Source organism: Pseudoalteromonas aurantia 208 (assembly GCF_014858725.1).
GTDB classification, from domain to species: domain Bacteria; phylum Pseudomonadota; class Gammaproteobacteria; order Enterobacterales; family Alteromonadaceae; genus Pseudoalteromonas; species Pseudoalteromonas aurantia.
Genome location: NZ_AQGV01000012.1, coordinates 2,368,813 through 2,386,818, shown reverse-complemented (window position 1 = coordinate 2,386,818; position 18,006 = coordinate 2,368,813). Strand labels below are relative to the sequence as shown.

15 protein-coding genes are annotated in these 18,006 nt (G+C 40.5%); 8 read left to right on the top strand and 7 right to left on the bottom strand.

Annotated features, from left to right (window positions below):
- The first annotated feature begins 167 nt into the window (after nucleotides 1-167).
- Complete coding sequence (locus PAUR_RS14190) at nucleotides 168-362, top strand: hypothetical protein (RefSeq protein WP_192508334.1); 195 nt, start codon at nucleotides 168-170, stop codon at nucleotides 360-362.
- 3 nt (nucleotides 363-365) lie between these two features.
- Here the strand turns inward: PAUR_RS14190 and PAUR_RS14185 are convergent, their stop codons facing one another.
- Together PAUR_RS14185 and PAUR_RS14180 are read right to left on the bottom strand one after the other, a co-directional pair.
- Nucleotides 366-2,618, bottom strand: a complete 2,253-nt coding sequence (locus PAUR_RS14185; RefSeq protein ID WP_192508584.1) for a putative bifunctional diguanylate cyclase/phosphodiesterase — start codon at nucleotides 2,616-2,618, stop codon at nucleotides 366-368.
- A 94-nt stretch (nucleotides 2,619-2,712) separates the two neighbouring features.
- The gene (locus tag PAUR_RS14180; protein ID WP_192508333.1) at nucleotides 2,713-5,385 is read right to left on the bottom strand and encodes an insulinase family protein; all 2,673 of its coding nucleotides are present in this window, start codon (nucleotides 5,383-5,385) and stop codon (nucleotides 2,713-2,715) included.
- Between the two features lie 161 nt (nucleotides 5,386-5,546).
- Between PAUR_RS14180 and sixA the strand changes: the two genes are divergently transcribed.
- The 6 genes from sixA (at nucleotide 5,547) to yegD (ending at nucleotide 12,257) form a co-directional block, all read left to right on the top strand.
- A complete protein-coding gene (sixA, locus tag PAUR_RS14175; RefSeq protein WP_192508332.1) occupies nucleotides 5,547-6,014 on the top strand; it encodes a phosphohistidine phosphatase SixA in 468 nt (155 codons plus the stop codon).
- Between the two features lie 492 nt (nucleotides 6,015-6,506).
- Complete coding sequence (locus PAUR_RS14170) at nucleotides 6,507-8,816, top strand: TonB-dependent receptor (RefSeq protein WP_192508331.1); 2,310 nt, start codon at nucleotides 6,507-6,509, stop codon at nucleotides 8,814-8,816.
- 132 nt (nucleotides 8,817-8,948) lie between these two features.
- Nucleotides 8,949-9,248 (top strand): hypothetical protein, encoded by a 300-nt coding sequence (locus PAUR_RS14165; protein WP_192508330.1) that lies wholly within the window; start codon nucleotides 8,949-8,951, stop codon nucleotides 9,246-9,248.
- 38 nt (nucleotides 9,249-9,286) lie between these two features.
- A complete protein-coding gene (locus tag PAUR_RS14160) occupies nucleotides 9,287-9,946 on the top strand; it encodes an HAD family hydrolase (RefSeq protein WP_192508329.1) in 660 nt (219 codons plus the stop codon).
- Between the two features lie 48 nt (nucleotides 9,947-9,994).
- Nucleotides 9,995-10,834 carry a DNA ligase gene (locus PAUR_RS14155; RefSeq protein WP_192508328.1) on the top strand — a complete coding sequence of 280 codons (840 nt, stop codon included), beginning with the start codon at nucleotides 9,995-9,997 and terminating at the stop codon, nucleotides 10,832-10,834.
- Nucleotides 10,835-10,886: 52 nt separating this feature from the next.
- A complete protein-coding gene (yegD, locus tag PAUR_RS14150; RefSeq protein ID WP_192508327.1) occupies nucleotides 10,887-12,257 on the top strand; it encodes a molecular chaperone in 1,371 nt (456 codons plus the stop codon).
- Nucleotides 12,258-12,391: 134 nt separating this feature from the next.
- On the opposite strand, the gene PAUR_RS14145 is transcribed toward yegD, so the two are convergent.
- Complete coding sequence (locus PAUR_RS14145) at nucleotides 12,392-13,021, bottom strand: LysE family translocator (protein WP_192508326.1); 630 nt, start codon at nucleotides 13,019-13,021, stop codon at nucleotides 12,392-12,394.
- A 218-nt stretch (nucleotides 13,022-13,239) separates the two neighbouring features.
- Nucleotides 13,240-14,424: a multidrug effflux MFS transporter gene (locus tag PAUR_RS14140; protein WP_192508325.1), complete on the bottom strand. Its 1,185-nt coding sequence runs from the start codon at nucleotides 14,422-14,424 to the stop codon at nucleotides 13,240-13,242.
- A 176-nt stretch (nucleotides 14,425-14,600) separates the two neighbouring features.
- Between PAUR_RS14140 and PAUR_RS14135 the strand changes: the two genes are divergently transcribed.
- Nucleotides 14,601-15,065: a hotdog fold domain-containing protein gene (locus PAUR_RS14135; RefSeq protein ID WP_192508324.1), complete on the top strand. Its 465-nt coding sequence runs from the start codon at nucleotides 14,601-14,603 to the stop codon at nucleotides 15,063-15,065.
- Here the strand turns inward: PAUR_RS14135 and PAUR_RS14130 are convergent, their stop codons facing one another.
- From PAUR_RS14130 to fahA, 3 genes are all read right to left on the bottom strand, one after another.
- Nucleotides 15,066-15,461 carry a bactofilin family protein gene (locus PAUR_RS14130; RefSeq protein ID WP_192508323.1) on the bottom strand — a complete coding sequence of 132 codons (396 nt, stop codon included), beginning with the start codon at nucleotides 15,459-15,461 and terminating at the stop codon, nucleotides 15,066-15,068.
- A complete protein-coding gene (locus PAUR_RS14125; RefSeq protein ID WP_192508322.1) occupies nucleotides 15,451-16,425 on the bottom strand; it encodes a M23 family metallopeptidase in 975 nt (324 codons plus the stop codon). Before PAUR_RS14125 ends, PAUR_RS14130 begins: the two co-directional genes overlap by 11 nt.
- A gap of 202 nt (nucleotides 16,426-16,627) precedes the next feature.
- Entirely contained in the window at nucleotides 16,628-17,941 is a 1,314-nt protein-coding gene (gene fahA, locus PAUR_RS14120) for a fumarylacetoacetase (RefSeq protein WP_192508321.1), read from the bottom strand.
- Nucleotides 17,942-18,006: the final 65 nt, after the last annotated feature.

Below are 18,006 nucleotides of genomic sequence, written 5' to 3'. Positions count from 1 at the left end.
ACATTTTCAATATGTTAAGTTTGAAGCTGCTTCAAATGTGTAATCGTTCCCAATTAATTGAATGGCTATTAAATTAAATAATGCCATATTTTGCAACAATTAAAGTTTTTTTGTACAAAAAAAATACCTAAGGTACACTTCGGACCTCTTTCACTCAGGACGCTAATATGTTGCTTTTTATCATCTCTCTTTTAGGGGCGGGTGCATTGTTTATTGAAACGACTCGTATGGGAATGCCTATAAGGCGGTGGGTGGTTATCGGGGCAATAATAGGTCCATTGGCATGGTGTTTACTACGAGTGCACTATAGAAGAGCTTTTATGCGTTCACAAGATAGTACTATTTGTCAGTGGCTGCCGTGAGCGCTAATTAACAACTTTTAAATTGGGCTGCTCTTTTCTTTGTCGTTGTTTTTGTCCTCGTAAGAATTCGCTGAACTCTTCTGGAGATAAAGGTTTGGAATAGTAGTATCCTTGTATGGTTTGGCAGTTCAGTTCTTCCAATAGCACTAACTGCTCAGCTTGTTCGACGCCTTCTGCGACGACATGAAGGTCTAAGTTATGTGCAATGGTGACTATTGAATCTACCATATTACGGCCTCTATCAGTGTTCATATCGTCGACAAATGCTTTGTCCACTTTTAGGGTATTGAGCGGAAATTGCTTTAAATATGCCAAAGAGGAATAGCCAGTACCAAAATCATCGATGGCGAGGTGAATACCTCTGGCACTTAATGAACGCATAATCGCAATAGCTTCTTGAGGGTCATCCATAACGGTGCCTTCCGTTATCTCAAGTTCAAGGAAATAGGAAGGAAGTTGATTTTTTTGCAAGATGACATCAATACGAGTTGTTAAGTCAGGTAAACTGAATTGTTTTGCGGATAAATTTACAGCAACGCGACCATTGAATAAATCTTGGTCAATCCAGTTTTTGACATCCTTACACGCTTTATCCAAAACCACTTCACCAATTTCTATGATTTGTCCTGTTTCTTCAGCGATAGGTATGAAAACGCCAGGGCTAATAATGCCTTTTTTTGGTGTGATAAAACGTACCAGAGCTTCCATGCCAACCAATTCACCTGTTTTTATATCCATTTTTGGTTGGTAGTAAACTACAAAATGATCTTCTTTTAAGCCATAACGCATTAAGTTTTCAATTTGCAACCGCTTGACTGCCTGCTCATTCATTGAGTCATTGAAAAATAAATAGTGGTTACCTTTTTGTTTCGCATGATACATCGCTGTGTCTGCATTTTTCAGCAATATCTCTGGCGTTGATCCATCTTCTGGAAATAGAACGATACCGACAGAGGAAGTGATCACGAGTTCGTGATTGGCCATTTTAAAGGGCGTAGCAATGGCTGCTAAAAACTGCTTTGCTGTGCGGGTGATTGTATGAATATCATTGGTGCCAGACATTACTAAGGCGAATTCATCCCCACCAAGTCGATAAAATATATCCTGTTGGCGCGCGAGTTTGTTTAAACGCATCGCTAATTTGGCTAATAGACTATCTCCTAGCTGATGCCCTAGGGAATCATTGATTTTTTTGAAGTTGTCTAAATCAAATACCAATAAAGCATGATGTGTACCTTGCTGGGCTAGTTTTTTTAGATTGGTAAAAAATAGATTCCGGTTAGGGAGCCCTGTCGTTCGGTCTCGGTTGGATAAATTATGTAGTTGAGACTCAGCTTTTTTTCGCTCTGTTAGATCAGAAAAAACCACAACATAATTGGTTATTTGGCTATGGCTATTTTTGATTTCATCAATTGTGATTTCAATTGGTAATAAAATGTCTTTATGATTGCGCAGTTTAATTTCTTCTTGCCAGTGCTCAGTATCTTTTAAGCATGTCTTGATTTCACTGATATATCTATTGTCATACCCAGATAATGAGAATGCTCGTCCAAGGTATTGAGCCCTGACACCGCCAAAAAGTTTTAAATAGCTGGGGTTAAGGTCGACCAAGTTAAAATTTCGGTCATAGATAGCAATTGCATCAGTGAGAGATTCAACGCATTTTGCAAAAAGGTTCAGGCGTTCTTCGGTACTTTTTAAGTGACTAATATCACGGACTGTACCTGTCATCCTGAGGGGGTTTAGATTACCATCTTTTTCTATTATTTTCCCTCTGTCAAGTACCCAGTGATAATGGTCTAGGCTGTCTTTTATTCGGTAGCTAGCCTCAAAAAAAGCGGTCTTCTCGGCGAAATGCTGTTTTAATAGCCGGTCGACCACAGTAATATCTTGGGGATGAATACGATTAGCATTGGGTATAAATTCTCCAGCTTCGCTTTTGTGCATCATGTATTTGTCATTAATGCGTATTATTTCACCTGTTGCTATATTCCAATCCCAAAGAGTATCTCCACTGCCTTCGACAGTACTTTTTAAGCGGTGCTCTGACAGTGACAGTGTGGTATGTGCACGCTGTAATTTTTTATTGTACAAATACTGCAAAATGATAACCAAAAGGAAGACAGCAGAAATTCCTACCAGAAGAGGGCTAAAGGCATAGGCTTGTTCATCGAAGTTTAATGCAAAAACCGAGCTACTATACACGGTACTTAACAGCATCATGACTACGGATATTTTTGTTATTGGCTTTATCATAGATGCATAATCAGTCATTACCCTCCTAATCTAATAGAAGCGTGCTGTAGAGTCAAAAATATCGTATCAACTGTCGCGAGTTATTTCATTAAGTTCAATTACACATCAAGCGTATTTTTGGATGTTCAGCAGAGAAAATGCGCAGTACAAAATCTGTAAACGCTTGTTTGGTTAAATTATCAAGCTCAGTTATTAGCTTTTTCTGCATACTAAAGCTGTGATCGTCATTGGTTATCGCAACCCAAAACCGCTGTGCTCTTAATCTTAAGTTTTTATCTTTTTCTGCAACTTGTAGTCGTAATGCCGCTTTTGCATTTAGCCATTGTTCATGACTCATGTCTGCAATATTTGTTGTAAACGCTTGAATAAATTCATCATGGTGTTGAATTAGAGCATTAGATGCGTTGTTAGGTGATTGGATGTAAAATGCAACTCCTGCACGGGTGTTAAATGGTGCATAACCCGATCCCACGAGATAACCCAATTGTAACTCAGTTCGTAATTTGTCAAAGTATTCTTGGTTTATGATCTGATTCATAAGCATTAACGTGACTTTCTCACTTATTTCACTACTTTGAGCTTGAATATATTCAACCATGGCGTGATCGGAATCAGGTTTATTTATTTTTAGTGTTTGCGGTTTTTCAAGTACGTTTAATGGTCTTTTCAAGTCCTCAAGAATTTCACTATTTGAGAATAGCCCTCGAACTTTTTTTTGTAGGGATAAAGCATGCTCTTTTTGCCAGTTGCCATGTAAAAAAGCTTTGATGTAGATAGATTCGAAAAATTGTTGGCGAAAGCGCCTGAACTCGTTAAAGCATGTGCCTTTTAACGCTTTGGCTAACGCGATTGGGTCAGGGTTCCATGGCATAAGTTGAGCACCTAATAAACCAAATAACTCACTTACAGGTTTGTTGTGATTATGGTTTTTCCAATGACGGATCAATTGTTTTTTATATTCAGCAAAGCGAGTAGCGCTAATTGGTTGCTCTAAAATGGCGGTTAACAACTCCAATGCCAATGTACTTTGGTTGCCAGACAATCCAGCTGTGTGTAGAGTCAAACCTCCTTGGTGAGAGCTGATATGGTAATTTAAGCCAGCTAATTCAGCTGGGTAGAATTGCTCAGCCATACTATCCATGAGTAAATCAGCAAATAACCTCGTAAGCGCCATACTCTTTACATTCGCAACTGCAATGGGGGAATCAATTTCAATATAAAAGTGACCTTTTGTAACACGAAAGGTGACATCTTGCTTGAACCAGAATGAGAAGCCAGGTTTGTCTTTTAGTAGCTCAGGTATATTGTTAGCAGGTTGAATATCATAGAGCGTATTCTCAACCTGTAAATATGGATTTACTTTTGGCAACATCATCTCAGGAAGTGCAATGTCAATGTCAGTTAATGCATTTAGCCAGTCAGAAGACAGTATTTCGACACTATAAGGAGTGTTATACCATTTGGCGGTGTTTTTTGCCGTGATATTTGGATGGATCAAAACCATGCGCATATTGTGAGGGACAAGGAAATGACAAAGTTGTTCAAAAATATGATGATTAAAGTCTGTCATAATGTAGTCACCATATAGGTAGTCTTGTGGCTCATAGTGATGCATGTTGACACTGATACTACTCACCCAGTCCAGTAGCCGACTGGGCTCTTGATTGTCAAAAGCAATATCAAGTAGTGTCTTTTTATCATGATATAAAACGGGCAAGTCGTTTAATTGTGATTTAATCAAGGCAATATATTCAAAGGTCATTTCTACGATGTCTTCATAGTAGCCAATGCCTTCATCGGTTAATGCAAAGCTTATATTAAAGTCTTTAAAGTTACTGCCACTGACTCCACCACCAGCTGAAAGTGCGTTGATCCACCCCTGTGCTTTTAAAATTGAATATAAAGAGCCTTCTCCTTCATATCCAATAAGGTGTGCCAAAAAGCTCATACTTTTGTGTTTATAGAGACCTTCAATGCAAGGCATCGCAAAGCTAATAATGAGCTTTTGCATGTGCTTTTTTGGGGTTATTTGTAACAGTAAGCCTAGATCTTGTGTTCGGTATAGTGGTGTAGATATGGTCGGCTTTTTGATACCGTTCCCTACGATAGGACTAAATAAATTAGTAGCCCACTGTTCGAGCTCATCTAAAGGTTGGGGGCCGACTATGACGAGCGTCATCCACTGAGCTTGATAGTTAAGTTCAAAAAAATTGCGAACTTCTTCTGCAATACATACTGCTCTGTTCGCCAATGTATCTTCATTGCCGACGGAAAACTTTGTAAATGGGTGCTTTGGATTCGATGTTTCTTTATGTACTTGATAAATTCTTCGACCATCATCTTTGATTTTCATTTTGAACTCGGCATCTATGGCATTACGTTCATTTTCTGTTTGAGAAGCGTCTAGTAAAGGAGAGATAAAGAATCCACTGAATAATTTGAGCGCTTGGTATAAATGCTGTTGATGACAATCGAAAAAATAACTACTGTGCTCAGTGCCGGTCCAAGCATTACTTTGTCCGCCTGCTTGGCTAATAAATTGTGAAAAGTGGCCTGGCTCAGGATATTCAACGGTTCCAAGAAATAGCATGTGTTCAAGGAAGTGTGCCATGCCTTGGCGGTCGCTTGGATCATCAAAGTGACCTGTATTTACTGTGAGTGCAGCAGCAGCCTTATCACTTGTTGCGTCGTTCGCAAGGAGTACTTTTAGACCATTGTTTAATGTCAGGCTTTCATAGGTACGATTATCATTGCTGCTTATTTTCAAGTTGGCGCCGCCGATGTAAGAGTTAATACAGTTCAAACATAAGTGTTTGAACGCGAATTCATTTCATGTTTATCTAATGTTTGTTTTAATATAGCGAACAAATGAGGTATTTAGCTACTGCGACGGTAGACAAATTTTTATTGACGATACTCAGGAGTGTTATGAAAACAATATTGATAATGCGTCACGGGGAAGCTGTACCAATGCAAGCCATGGATGAACAGCGAGCATTAACTCAAAGAGGGGTAGCACAAGCTCATGAGATGGGCTGGTGGTTAAAAACTCACTATTCGCCTGATGCTCTATTAGTAAGTCCTTATATACGAGCCCAGCAAACTGCTGAATGTGTCTTAACATTAAATCAAGTTGGCTTTAATGAAACCTGCAAAGATGTGATACCAAGTGGAGATGCGGCGTTTGCAATCGATTATTTAGAAACACTGATAAGTTTACACCCGCAGTACAATACTTGGTTAATCGTGGCGCACATGCCAATTGTGAGCTACCTCGTGGATCAGCTTTGCCCTGGAAAAATGCCAATTTTTAACACGGCGGCTGTTGCTGTAATAGATTATGATGAGCAAGCACACAAGGGGTGCTTACTTAAAGTTCAATCACCATTAAAATAATATGCATAAGCGGACAGGTGTCCGCATTGTTATTTATATCTAAATGCTAAGCTGCTCATATTCCCTGATCGTTTATTATCAAAACAGGGAATGCTTCCTCATGAGTAAAATTTCCTTCGAATTCAACATAGCCAAAATTGTTCCTAATACCTAGAAAATATGAATTCACAACCATATTAGCGCGCTTTTTAGTAAGGACATATGTCCTGCTTTTGTGGGTTTTTGTTGCTAAATGTTGTAAACGTCTGAATTCGTGTGGCGATAATTGCAAAAAAAGTTCAATATTATTGATGTAATTTACAGCAAACATATAAATTGCTGCTATAATTGTGCTCGTCGCATTCAGCCTCATAAAACCGCTTTGCACTCTCGGACTTGAGGTCCGCGTTTATCGTTAAAACGCGAAAAATTGAATGCACCACGCCACCGTGATACGGCGCCCATACATACCGTTGAACAATAAGAGTGCATATTTAAAGGTTAAAACCCAACATGAAAGCAATGAAAAGATCTACGTTAGCTACCCTGATTAATGCAACGTTGTTCTCTGCTGTAGCAGGTACTTCATTTTCTACTATCGCAGCGGAAGAAGCTTCACAAGCGAAAGGTAATCAATTAGAAGTCATACAAATCACTGCGCGTAAGCGTGTTGAAAATGCACAAGAAGTGCCTGTATCTGTTTCTGCCTTACAAGGCGATAACTTGGATGCATACAGCTCTGCGGGTATGGATATTCGTTTTATGAATGCAAAGATCCCGAGTTTATCGGTTGAATCTTCATTTGGTCGTACATTCCCACGCTTTTATGTTCGTGGCTTAGGAAATACTGACTTCGATCTGAATGCATCACAGCCTGTGTCTTTGGTTGTGGATGAAGTTGTGCAAGAAAACCCTATTTTAAAAGGTTTCCCTGTTTTTGATATCGAACGTGTAGAGGTATTGAGGGGCCCGCAAGGCACTTTGTTTGGTCGTAATACACCAGCTGGCCTTGTTAAGTTTGATTCAGTGAAGCCAAGTCAAGAATTTGATGCCTATGGTGCTTTGTCTTATGGCAGTAAGGGCTCTACCGATTTTGAAGGCGCATTTGGTACGGGCTTAACAGACCGTATTTCAACTCGCGTATCGGTTTTGTGGCAAGATAAAGAAGATTATATCGATGTTAAAGCGCCTGGGTTTGAAAAAGAAAACTCTTTAGGTGGCTACAGTGAGAAAGCGGCTCGCGTGCAATTCTTGTATGAAGGTGACGATTTTACTGGTTTGCTTAACTATCATGTACGTGACTTAGATGGTCGCCCGATAGCGTTTCGTGCCAACTTAATTGAAAAAGGCTCGAATAACATTAATCCACTTTACGATAATGATGTGGTTTATCATGATGCAGCTTCTCGTTCTACACAAGAAGTTGACACACAAGGTCTTAGTTTAAAGCTTGAGTGGGACTTAAAAGAGCATACAGTAACGTCTATTACAGCATGGGAAAGTGCAGAGATTTATTCTAGAGCAGATGTTGATGGTGGTTACGGTAATGCATTTGCACCGTCAATGGGACCAGGTGTTATTCCATTTTCATCAGAAACTGCAGATGTTATCCCTGATCACGATCAACTTACTCAAGAGTTACGTTTATCAAGTAATTTCTCTGGTGATGTGAACTATCAAGTTGGCGTGTTCTTATTTGACGAAGAGTTGACCATTGAAAGTTATAGCTTTGATACAGGGGCATATGATGCCGCTAACCGCAATTATGGATTACAAAATGGTTATGCAGTGCAAAACCAAGATACGTCTGCGTGGGCCGTGTTTGGTTCTGTAGATTACACGTTTACGGATAAGTTAAAGGTCACAGCAGGCCTTCGTTATTCTGACGATGAAAAAGAATTTTATGCTAAGCGTACTAAAACACCGGTACCATTCACAGGTGCTGCCGATTTTAAAGAAGGTCGTGCAAATCCAAGTGATAGCCACGTAAGCTGGGACTTAAGTGCGGCATATAAGTACAGTGATGACATTAATTTGTTTGCACGTATTGCCAATGGTTTTAGAGCGCCAAGTGTTCAGGGCCGTATTTTATTTGGTGACGAAGTGACAGTGGCTGAGTCTGAAACGATTAACTCGATTGAGGCTGGTATAAAGTCAGATGTATTAGATGGTCAAGGGCGTGTGAACGCCACTGTATTTTACTTCCAAATGAATGATCAGCAGTTAACGGCTGTTGGTGGTGGGGCTAACTTTAACCGCTTAATCAATGCCGATAAAACCACAGGCTATGGCTTCGAGCTTGATACTGAATGGGTGCTAACGGATGAATTAAATGCGACATTTAACTTGAGCTATAATAACACTGAGTTAAATGATAATGATTTAGCTGTAGCGGTTTGTAATCAATGTACAGTGACAGATCCGACTTATATGGTGCAAGGTCCTAATGGTCCTGAGCCTCGTGCAATTCTAGATGGTAATAGTTTACCACATGCACCTGAGTGGATTACGAATGCAACCTTACGTTATTCAAAAGAGTTAGAAGGCGGTGAATTCTTCGTATACGGTGATGTTTCGTATCGTAGTGAAATTAACTTTTTCTTATATGAATCGGTAGAGTTTAAAGGCGATGCTTTGTTTGAAACCGGTGTTCGTGCAGGATATGCATGGGCCGAAGGTGATAATGAGTATGAAGCATCGGTATTCGTTCGTAACTTATTCGATGAGCAAACAGTGATTGGTGGTGTTGATTTTAATAACAATACCGGCATGTTGAATGAAGAGCGTTTTGTGGGTGCTGAGTTTAAAGTGCGCTTTTTTTAAGTTCACTGATGTAATTTAGTACTATATGATTAGTAAAAAAGCCCGCACTTCAGCGGGTTTTTTATTATCCGTAATGAAAAAGTGATACAGAGCTGATAAAGTCACGGATATCGCAATATAGAGAGAAAGAGTATGGCTGGTTTTTGGAATTATCGGGTTATTTTTTGTGATTCAACAAAAGATGAACCTGCGTTATATCAAATTCACGAAGTTGAATATAACGTCAATGGTAAAGTAAGTAATTGGTCAGAAACGGGAGCTGCACCGTTTGGACGCTCATTGGTTGAATTACAAGACGATGCAGAGCGATTAAAATCCGCATTTGATAAGCCTGTGCTTAAAGTTGCGCGTAAAGAGCGAGGCTATGAGCTGGTGGAAGTTGAAACGGGAAACCCGGCAAGTGCAGAACCGCCAGCAGGGCTGGCTCAATAGTGTAAAGTGACGATTATCAAGTGGAGTAAGGAGCATATATGGATATTAAAGTAATATTATTTGATTTTGATGGCACTTTGGTTGATTCGGAGGCGTTGCATTATCATAGCTGGATGAAGGTTCTTGCACCATTTGATATAAATTACAGCGAGTTAGAATTTTGTCGTGAATTTTCAGGAGTCCCTACATTAAATAGTGCGGAAGTTTTGAAGAAAAGGCACTGTTTAGCGCCAAGTAGTACATTTCTTGCTGAGCAAAAAAATCGTCTATTTGTTGAGACGGCTGATGAAATAAAGCCAACATTAATGGCCTATGCTGAAGAGGTACTAAAGTTGGCCAGTAACAAGTTTCAATTGGCTTTGGTGACGGGCAGCACTCGCTCAGAAGCTTTACCCGTACTTGAACATTATGATTTACTAAAGTATTTTAACGCCATTGTTTGCAAAGATGATATTAGTTACCCAAAACCACACCCAGAGCCATATCTGTATGCATTAACCTTAACTGAGCAATTGGCGAAACAGGCAATCGCAATAGAGGATACAAGTACAGGGCTTTCTTCAGCTTATGCAGCGCAGTTACGTACCATAGTCGTGCCAAATAAACATTCTCAAGCGCAGAAATTCGATAAAGCAACCTATGTAGAAAAGGATTTATTCAAAGCCTGGCAGCGTATTGAGCTTTTAACTGCTATATAAAATACACTACACTTCAATTTTATTCTCATAAAGTGCAAGGAGCCTAACATGAGTATTAAAAGGATCTTATGGGTTGTTTTATTTCTATCCTTTTCGAGTTTTTCAGCCAGTGAATTACCCACCTCAGTACAGTTGGCAAAGCGTTACCAAGCTGAACTACCGGTTAGCTTTTACCATATAAGTGAAAAGTATGATGGTGTAAGAGCGATTTGGGATGGGAAACAGCTCAAAACACGTGGTGGTAATATTATTTATGCACCACGATGGTTTACTAATCAACTTCCTGAGCGTTGGCTGGATGGTGAGCTTTGGGCTGGTTACAATAATTTTGCTTATGTAAGCTCACTGGTACGCCGTAGAGTTCCTAATAACGAAAATTGGCGCCAAATTACATACATGGTTTTTGATGCACCAAATATAGAACAGCCATTTAGTCAGCGGTATCAAACGTATAGTGATCTAATAGACAACATTAAACAGCATCATGTAAAAGCAGTGATACAGCATCGATTTGAAATCCACAGTGAATTAGAGCGTTTTTTTAATAAAGTGATTCGTAATGGAGGGGAGGGGGTGATGCTGCATTTGAGCAGTGCTAAGCACAGCCAGGGCCGTAGTGGTAATTTACTAAAGTATAAACCTTATCAAGATGCCGAAGCCAAAGTAATCGCGCATTTGCCAGGTAAGGGCCGCTATAAAGGGAAAACAGGCGCACTGTTGGTCCAAACTGATTCAGGTATTGAGTTTAAAATAGGCTCAGGGTTGAGCGATAATGAAAGAGCACACCCTCCAAAAATAGGCACTATTGTGACCTTTCGTCATCAAGGTTTTACTAAGTATGGTAAACCGCGATTTGCTGTTTTTATAAGGCCAAAAACGACATTTTAATCAGCATATAAGTGTGTTACTCTGCGCGACCTTTTTGTGTTGTGAGATTGTTATGATAGTTGGTTTTGATTACGGTAGTTCAAATTGTGCGATGGGTATAATGGCCAATCATGATGTTAAATTGGTGAACTTAGAATCAAATCGGACATACTTGCCATCGACTTTATATGCACAACACAATGCATTGGTTATTGACTACGTTGCAAAGCAATTGCAACAACGCAGTGTTAGTGAGGCTGAGCAGTATTGTTTAGAGCGCGCAAATACTTTACGTTCGGTGCCTGCTATTCGACGTGATCTAGGTTTAACCCAAGCAGAATCGGGTTTGGCTATTGGCTCTGCAGCGATTACTGAGTATATTGATTTTCCTGAAGAGGGTTATTTTGTTAAGTCGCCGAAATCATTCTTTGGTGCGGTTGGATTAAAAGCACAGCAAATTGCATTTTTCGAAGATATTGCTACCGCGATGATAATGCAAATTAAACACCGTGCGGAGCAACAGTTAGGCTATGTTCTGACGCATACAGTGATAGGTCGGCCTGTTAATTTTCAAGCCATCGGTGGAGAGCAAAGCAACCAACAAGCGACGGCTATTTTGACGACCGCAGCAAAGCGCGCCGGTTTTTGTGAGGTTGACTTTTTGTTTGAACCTTTGGCCGCTGGTATCGATTATGAAACCTCTCTGACTGAAGATAAAAAAGTATTGGTCGTGGATATTGGCGGCGGGACGAGTGATTGTTCATTTGTCCAAATGGGACCAAGCTACCGAGGGAAAAGTATTCGTGATCAGGACTTTTTGTCACACAGTGGAAAACGTATTGGCGGCAATGATTTAGATATAGCACTGTCTTATCATACATTAATGCCATTGTGTGGGCTTGGAAGTACGCTTAGATCAGGCTTACCTATGCCTAACCAACCTTTTTGGCAAGCATGTAAAATTAATGATTTACACTTGCAAACTGACTTCTATAGCAACGTTAATGCGCGCTCTTTAGAAGCGATGCTTCGAGATGTATCGGAGCCGGACAAGCTGGCTCGATTAGTGTCAGTACAACAGCAAAAGCTGGGACATCAAATTGTTAGGCAAGGAGAGCTGGGGAAAATAGCGTTGTCTGAAACGGAACACTTTGAGGCAAACTTAAGTTTTATAGAGCGTGCACTTAGTCAAAAGATATCGGTTAATGAGTTAGCGGAATCGATTGATGATAGTTTATTGCAGATTTGTACGCTTGCAAAACAAGCAATTCGTGATGCAAATACTCAACCTGATGTAATCTACTTAACTGGCGGCAGTGCACAGTCACCTCTTTTGAAAGCGAAGCTTCAACAAGCATTGGGCAATATTCCTATGCTTAATGGTGATAACTTTGGCAGCGTTACAGCGGGCTTAACTAAGTGGGCGGAGCAAATATACCGCTAATCAAGTTTTTGCTCTTGTTATCGTTTGTATTGCTCGTGCAATATAAGCGATAGCACCTTGCAGACTTTTATGAAGCAATTAAAATATGTCTTTGTTTTATTCTTTTTTATTTATGCAATTCGAAATCGTCTCGATTACAGCAATAAATTAATGGCTAACGCGATAAAAATGCCCCCTGATACTCTATCAATCCATAGTGGTGCATTAGGGTGGCGACGAAAGTAGCTCGCAATCTTGTCACCACCATAAATGTAAGCACAGTCAATCGGAAATGCCAAGATGGGGTAGAGCAACCCAAAGATAGCCAATTGTAGTGTTGTGGATGATAATGTAGGGTCAACAAACTGCGGGATGAAGGCAATAAAAAATAGTGCAACTTTGGGGTTGAGCACCTCAGTCATCATTGCTTGCAAGAATACATTCTTTGGCTTTTTAGTACTGACATGGGGCTTCTCGCTGGTGTTATCTGTCTTGAGAAATGAATCTTTAATTGTCATAAAACCTAAATAGCATAGATAGGCTGCACCTAAATATTGCACTGTGGCGTACGCGAAAGGCGATGCTTTTAAAACTGCTGATAGTCCTATCACTGCAAATAATGTATGTATTACTCCACCCATGGCAAAGCCCAAAGCACTTTGCATTCCTGCAGCCCGCCCATTTGTAAATGTTTGCGCCATGAGAAAAGCATTTGATGGGCCGGGGGCGATTGCGATAACGGAACTTGCAACGATAAATGAAATAAGGAAGTCAGGATTTAACATAAGCGTATCTTATTATTGTTATTACATCATAGTATAAATATCTAGAGGCGAAAATGCAGCTGCTAATTAGATAAAGACAAAAGCGGGCATGGTGCCCGCTCATAATTAGGTTGGGTTGGGACTGATCTGAGTGAGTGCAAGTGAAGTTGCGTTGAAACGCCCACATATACATATCTGTCTGACGCAATTAAACAATACAACTATGACAATAATATGAATTATGTACTATTGTGGTGCACTTTTTCTTTTAGTTTGCTCGTTAGGATGAGTAAAAAAGGTGCTGCTATTAATAAGTGCAATGCTAACTGGACTGGAGCATCAAGTAGCAATTGCTGTGAACTAAATGCTAATACGCCCGCCCCACTCATTTGCATAACACCTATCAATGCGGAGGCGGTGCCTGCTTGTTTGGGAAAGCCCGAGAGCGCTTTACCTGCTGCCGCGCCAAGGGTGAATGCAAAACCAATGGAGGCAATATACATTGGGATCATGATTGCACCAGGGTGACGGATGTGCTGCAAGCCTAACATCAGTAAAGCGCCTATAATAAATAAACTCAACCCGGTGAACAGGGCACCTCGACTGTTTCGTTTTATAAAGTGGGGGGCAATAAAGCTGACGACAATACTTATGATGGCATTAATCGTAAACCAGAATGTAAAAGTACTGACCGTGCCATTTAACTCGTTCATTATCCAGCCAGGAGTGGTGGTGACAAACACTAACATTGCCGCCATTCCAATCATTGTAAGTGCTGAGTTAAACATGAATTCAGTACTTTTTAGCATGGGGAAAAAGCGTCTAAAATCAAGGAGGTGACCTTCGTAAATAGTACTTTTTGGTTTGGTTTCTTTAAAGAGCATTAATGTTAATAATAAGCCTAAAACAGCAAAACCACTCAAGAAGATAAAATTACTGCGCCAACCAAATTCCACAGTAAGCCAAGCGCCAAGTAGAGGAGCAAAAGCAGGGATGAAGCAGACAATTCCGTTGAGGTATGTGAGCATCTGTCCAGCACCTTTGTGGCCAAAACTGTCTCTGACTATTGCGAATGCAGCAACGAATGTGGCACATGCTCCTAGTCCTTGCAGTGCTCTAGCAACCATGATGCCTACCCAGTTGGGAGAGAAAACAGCCAAAATTGCGCCTAGCGTAAAAAGCAGTATGCCTGCAGTGGCAATTGGCTTTCTGCCAAATTTATCGGCAAGTGGTCCAGCAATAAGTTGACCGAGCCCAACCGTTAACATGTATATACTAACCGTTTGTTGTATCTGGCTTTCAGCCACATCAAGGCCTTGTTGCATCGCGACAAATGCGGGCAAATAAATATCTATTCCCAACGGACAAAAAATAACAAGTAGAGCAAGGATGAATATTAGAGATTTACTGGTGGACTGTTTCATTACTACATCTTTTGGTTGAGATCCCTGATGGGCGCTATTGTAATCATCATGAAAAAAAAGAACAGGACATAACACCGATCTGAAAAAATATTTTATTCGATTATATTGGTAGTGAATGTTTTATCATCTGGTCTGATGTGTTAGGTTTGATGAATTAATACAACGGGGATCATAAAATGACAACTCCACTTCTCAAAATATATAAAAAAATGAAATGGCTACCTTTTGGTAATTGGTTGTTTAGCAAAGCAGTGTGTAGAAAAGCGCCTTATTTTGGATCAATAAAGCCGACTATAACACAGTTAGAGCCAGGGGTATGTATGGCTACCATCCCTAAACGCAAAGCGGTGTTTAATCATATTGGCACCATTCATGCGATTGCACAGTGTAACCTTGCCGAATTGTGTGCAGGGGTGATGGTGGATGCAACAGTACCGTACAAGACCCATCGTTGGATCCCTAAAGGAATGACGGTGCAGTATCTAAAAAAAGCTGAAACAGATATTAGTGCGGAGGCTAAAATAACACTACCGAGACAGTGGCTGGATAAAGAGGATTTAATTGTACCTGTAGAGGTTTTTGATGCGCATGGAACAAAGGTATTCCATGCGGATATAAATATGTATGTTACCAAGCGCTAGCTATTGTGCATTTGAGTGTTCTGAAATAGGGGTGATGTTGGTCACCTCTGTTTTATGTGCAAGCTTACCTTCAATTAATGCACCAGCCTCTATACTAAGCGTATCGTGAAGCACATCACCATGCACTCTAGCTGACTCTTCTAGCATGACTTGGTCTGCATTTATGCAGCCATCCACAGTTCCCTTTATAAGTACTTGATGTGCTTTTATATTACCTTCAATAACCCCATGCTGGCCAACAATGAGTATATTAACCATAAGATCACCGGTTACCTTACCATCAATTTGGAGTTCCCCCTCGCAGGTAATATTGCCTTCTACATGGGTGTTTGGAGATATTAGAGCTGGAATACCTGAGGCTGTCTCAAGTTGTTTTTTCTTAATTTTACTGAACACGATTAATTACCTTGGCAAGCTTAACAGGGTTGATCTGCTTATTATTTTGCAGTACTTCATAGTGTAGATGAGTACTTGTACTGCGTCCAGTGCTGCCCATAAGTGCAATTGTGTCAGCTTTGTTGACCGGTTGTCCCTTTTTCACTTTGATAGTATGTAAATGACCGAAGCGTGTCGTGATGCCATTTGGGTGCTGTATCTCAATAAATTTACCATAGCCACCATTATTACCCGCTCTCAAAACGACGCCAGCAGCGGGGGCGATAATGGCTGTTTTATGCCAGCCTGCCAAATCAACGCCTTTATGAAATGCTCGCCTGCCAGTCATTGGGTCTTTTCGAAAGCCAAATGGACTTGATATATAGTAGTCATCTTTAGCGACTGGCATTTCAGATGGTAACTGCGTGATGAGTTGCTGTAACTCGCTGAGCAAAACGAGTTTATCGATTGTATCAATATAATGACTTGGGAGTTGCTCAAGTGGTAATTTATGATAAGGACCACCTTGGGCGGCATTATCACGATCATGATAAGCGATACCAGCTTCATCTAATAAGTTATTAATTGTATGTGTTCTTGTGTCGATTGTTTGGTTTAAGGAAGTGATGAAGTGCTCTTGCAACCAGTGTATTTGCGTGCTATTTCTTTGAAACTGAGCTTGTGGTGAGACTTCCGGCTGCGTGGGCTCTTCACTTAGTTTAGGTGGTAACGCTTCAATTAAACTCTGTAGCGCGAGTTGTTTTTCAGTTAACTCATTCAATTTACTTTGCTGTAAATTAAGCTGACTTTCTAATTGCAGCCTCTCTTTTTGCCATTGTTGTTGCTTGGTTTCATTGGATAAATTGAGCGTAGCAATGGTCGTTTTTTGTTCAAAAAAAGCACTGCTTACTATTGCTAGCCATACCGTCATCGCAGTAAGTATGATGACTATCGTGAATTGTAACCAGCTAGACAGCGTAACCATTCCCACTTCGCCGTTTTGGCGAAGCAACAATTGGCGCTTCTGAAATAACAGGTTAAATAGGCGATTGATATAATTTAGCATACACATATAAATTTATAATTAACGCTTCACTTTAACAATTTCTATACAAAAATCCAGTTTAAACATTCAAAAAAAGGCGTGCTTATGCACACCTTTGATTTATATGAATTTTTGGAACTGACTATTTTGCTGGTAGGATTGTGCCTTCAACAGAGCCAAATCCAATGCGATTAAAGCCTTCAGCTTCACACCAGCCACGCATGATCACGGTATCACCATCTTCTAAGAACTTACGCTCTTCACCATTGGTAAGCGTGATACTTTCTTTGCCACCACGAGATAGCTCAAGTAATGAGCCGGCTTCTTCGTGATCTGGACCTGATTGAGTACCTGAGCCAAGCATATCGCCAGGTAAAAAGTTACAACCATTCACTGTGTGATGAGTCACCATTTGTGCAACTGTCCAATAGCTATGCTTGAAACTAGATTCAGATACCTTACTTGGCGTATGGTTATCAGCACGCATCTTTTGTGTTTCAATAGACACATCCATTTGAATATCAAAAGAGCCTGACTCGCGGTTTTGCGTTGACTCTAAATACTCAAGTGGCTGCGGATCATTTTCATCACGTGTCCACTGCGTACGATAAGGTGCCAGTGCTTCAGTCGTTACTATCCAAGGAGAGACCGTTGATGCGAAGTTTTTCGCTAAGAATGGACCAAGCGGTTGATATTCCCAAGCTTGTAAATCACGTGCTGACCAGTCATTAAATAAACAGAAACCAAATACATGGTTCTCGGCATTTTCTATTGCAATATGATCGCCAAGTTCGTTGCCTTTACCAAGGTAAATACCAAGTTCTAGTTCGTAGTCTAAACGCTTACATGGTCCAAAAGATGGCATATCTGCGTCTGGCGCTTTAGTTTGGCCTTTCGGACGTGGGAACGCTTGGCCAGATACACCTATTGATGATGAGCGACCGTGGTAACCGATTGGTACCCATTTGTAGTTAGGTAAAAGCGGATTGTCAGGTCTAAATAAGCTACCAACCGCTGTTGCGTGATAAATTGATGTATAAAAGTCTGTGTAATCTCCAATATGACATGGCATTGAATACTCAACGTCAGATTGTGAAACCAGTGCGGATTCAAGCGCACTTTGATGCTCAGACCCTTCACGTAATGCACGAGAAAGTGCAAGACGAAGTGCAGACCAATATGATTGGCCCATACCCATGAATTCATTTAATGCTGCGGCATTTGCAGCCGTCACAGCCGAGTGAGCTTCGCCTGAGAAAATACCGGCTTCAGCAACAACTGCCAAATCTAACACTTGATCACCAATGGCGACGCCGCCACGAAATTCTTCGTTGCTGTTTGTACGGCGAAATACGGCAAAAGGTAAATTTTGAATTGGGAAATCAGTACCAGCTAAGTTGGCGCTTGCTACCCAGCTCATTAAGCTATTATCGTGCGTTTCGTTAATAAAAGACATTATCTTTCCTGTTTAACTATCATTGAGACTATTTTGCCTCAACTTAAATAGAAAAGCAGCCTACT

Excerpts from the sequence above, each read along its gene's own strand:
- PAUR_RS14125 (WP_192508322.1), bottom strand. The coding sequence starts at position 16,425 with ATGGTTACGCTGTCTAGCTGGTTACAATTCACGATAGTCATCATACTT.
- PAUR_RS14190 (WP_192508334.1), top strand. The coding sequence starts at position 168 with ATGTTGCTTTTTATCATCTCTCTTTTAGGGGCGGGTGCATTGTTTATT.
- PAUR_RS14165 (WP_192508330.1), top strand. The coding sequence starts at position 8,949 with ATGGCTGGTTTTTGGAATTATCGGGTTATTTTTTGTGATTCAACAAAA.
- PAUR_RS14155 (WP_192508328.1), top strand. The coding sequence starts at position 9,995 with ATGAGTATTAAAAGGATCTTATGGGTTGTTTTATTTCTATCCTTTTCG.
- PAUR_RS14160 (WP_192508329.1), top strand. The coding sequence starts at position 9,287 with ATGGATATTAAAGTAATATTATTTGATTTTGATGGCACTTTGGTTGAT.
- PAUR_RS14170 (WP_192508331.1), top strand. The coding sequence starts at position 6,507 with ATGAAAGCAATGAAAAGATCTACGTTAGCTACCCTGATTAATGCAACG.
- yegD (WP_192508327.1), top strand. The coding sequence starts at position 10,887 with ATGATAGTTGGTTTTGATTACGGTAGTTCAAATTGTGCGATGGGTATA.
- PAUR_RS14185 (WP_192508584.1), bottom strand. The coding sequence starts at position 2,618 with ATGATAAAGCCAATAACAAAAATATCCGTAGTCATGATGCTGTTAAGT.
- sixA (WP_192508332.1), top strand. The coding sequence starts at position 5,547 with ATGAAAACAATATTGATAATGCGTCACGGGGAAGCTGTACCAATGCAA.
- PAUR_RS14140 (WP_192508325.1), bottom strand. The coding sequence starts at position 14,424 with ATGAAACAGTCCACCAGTAAATCTCTAATATTCATCCTTGCTCTACTT.
- PAUR_RS14135 (WP_192508324.1), top strand. The coding sequence starts at position 14,601 with ATGACAACTCCACTTCTCAAAATATATAAAAAAATGAAATGGCTACCT.
- fahA (WP_192508321.1), bottom strand. The coding sequence starts at position 17,941 with ATGTCTTTTATTAACGAAACGCACGATAATAGCTTAATGAGCTGGGTA.
- PAUR_RS14145 (WP_192508326.1), bottom strand. The coding sequence starts at position 13,021 with ATGTTAAATCCTGACTTCCTTATTTCATTTATCGTTGCAAGTTCCGTT.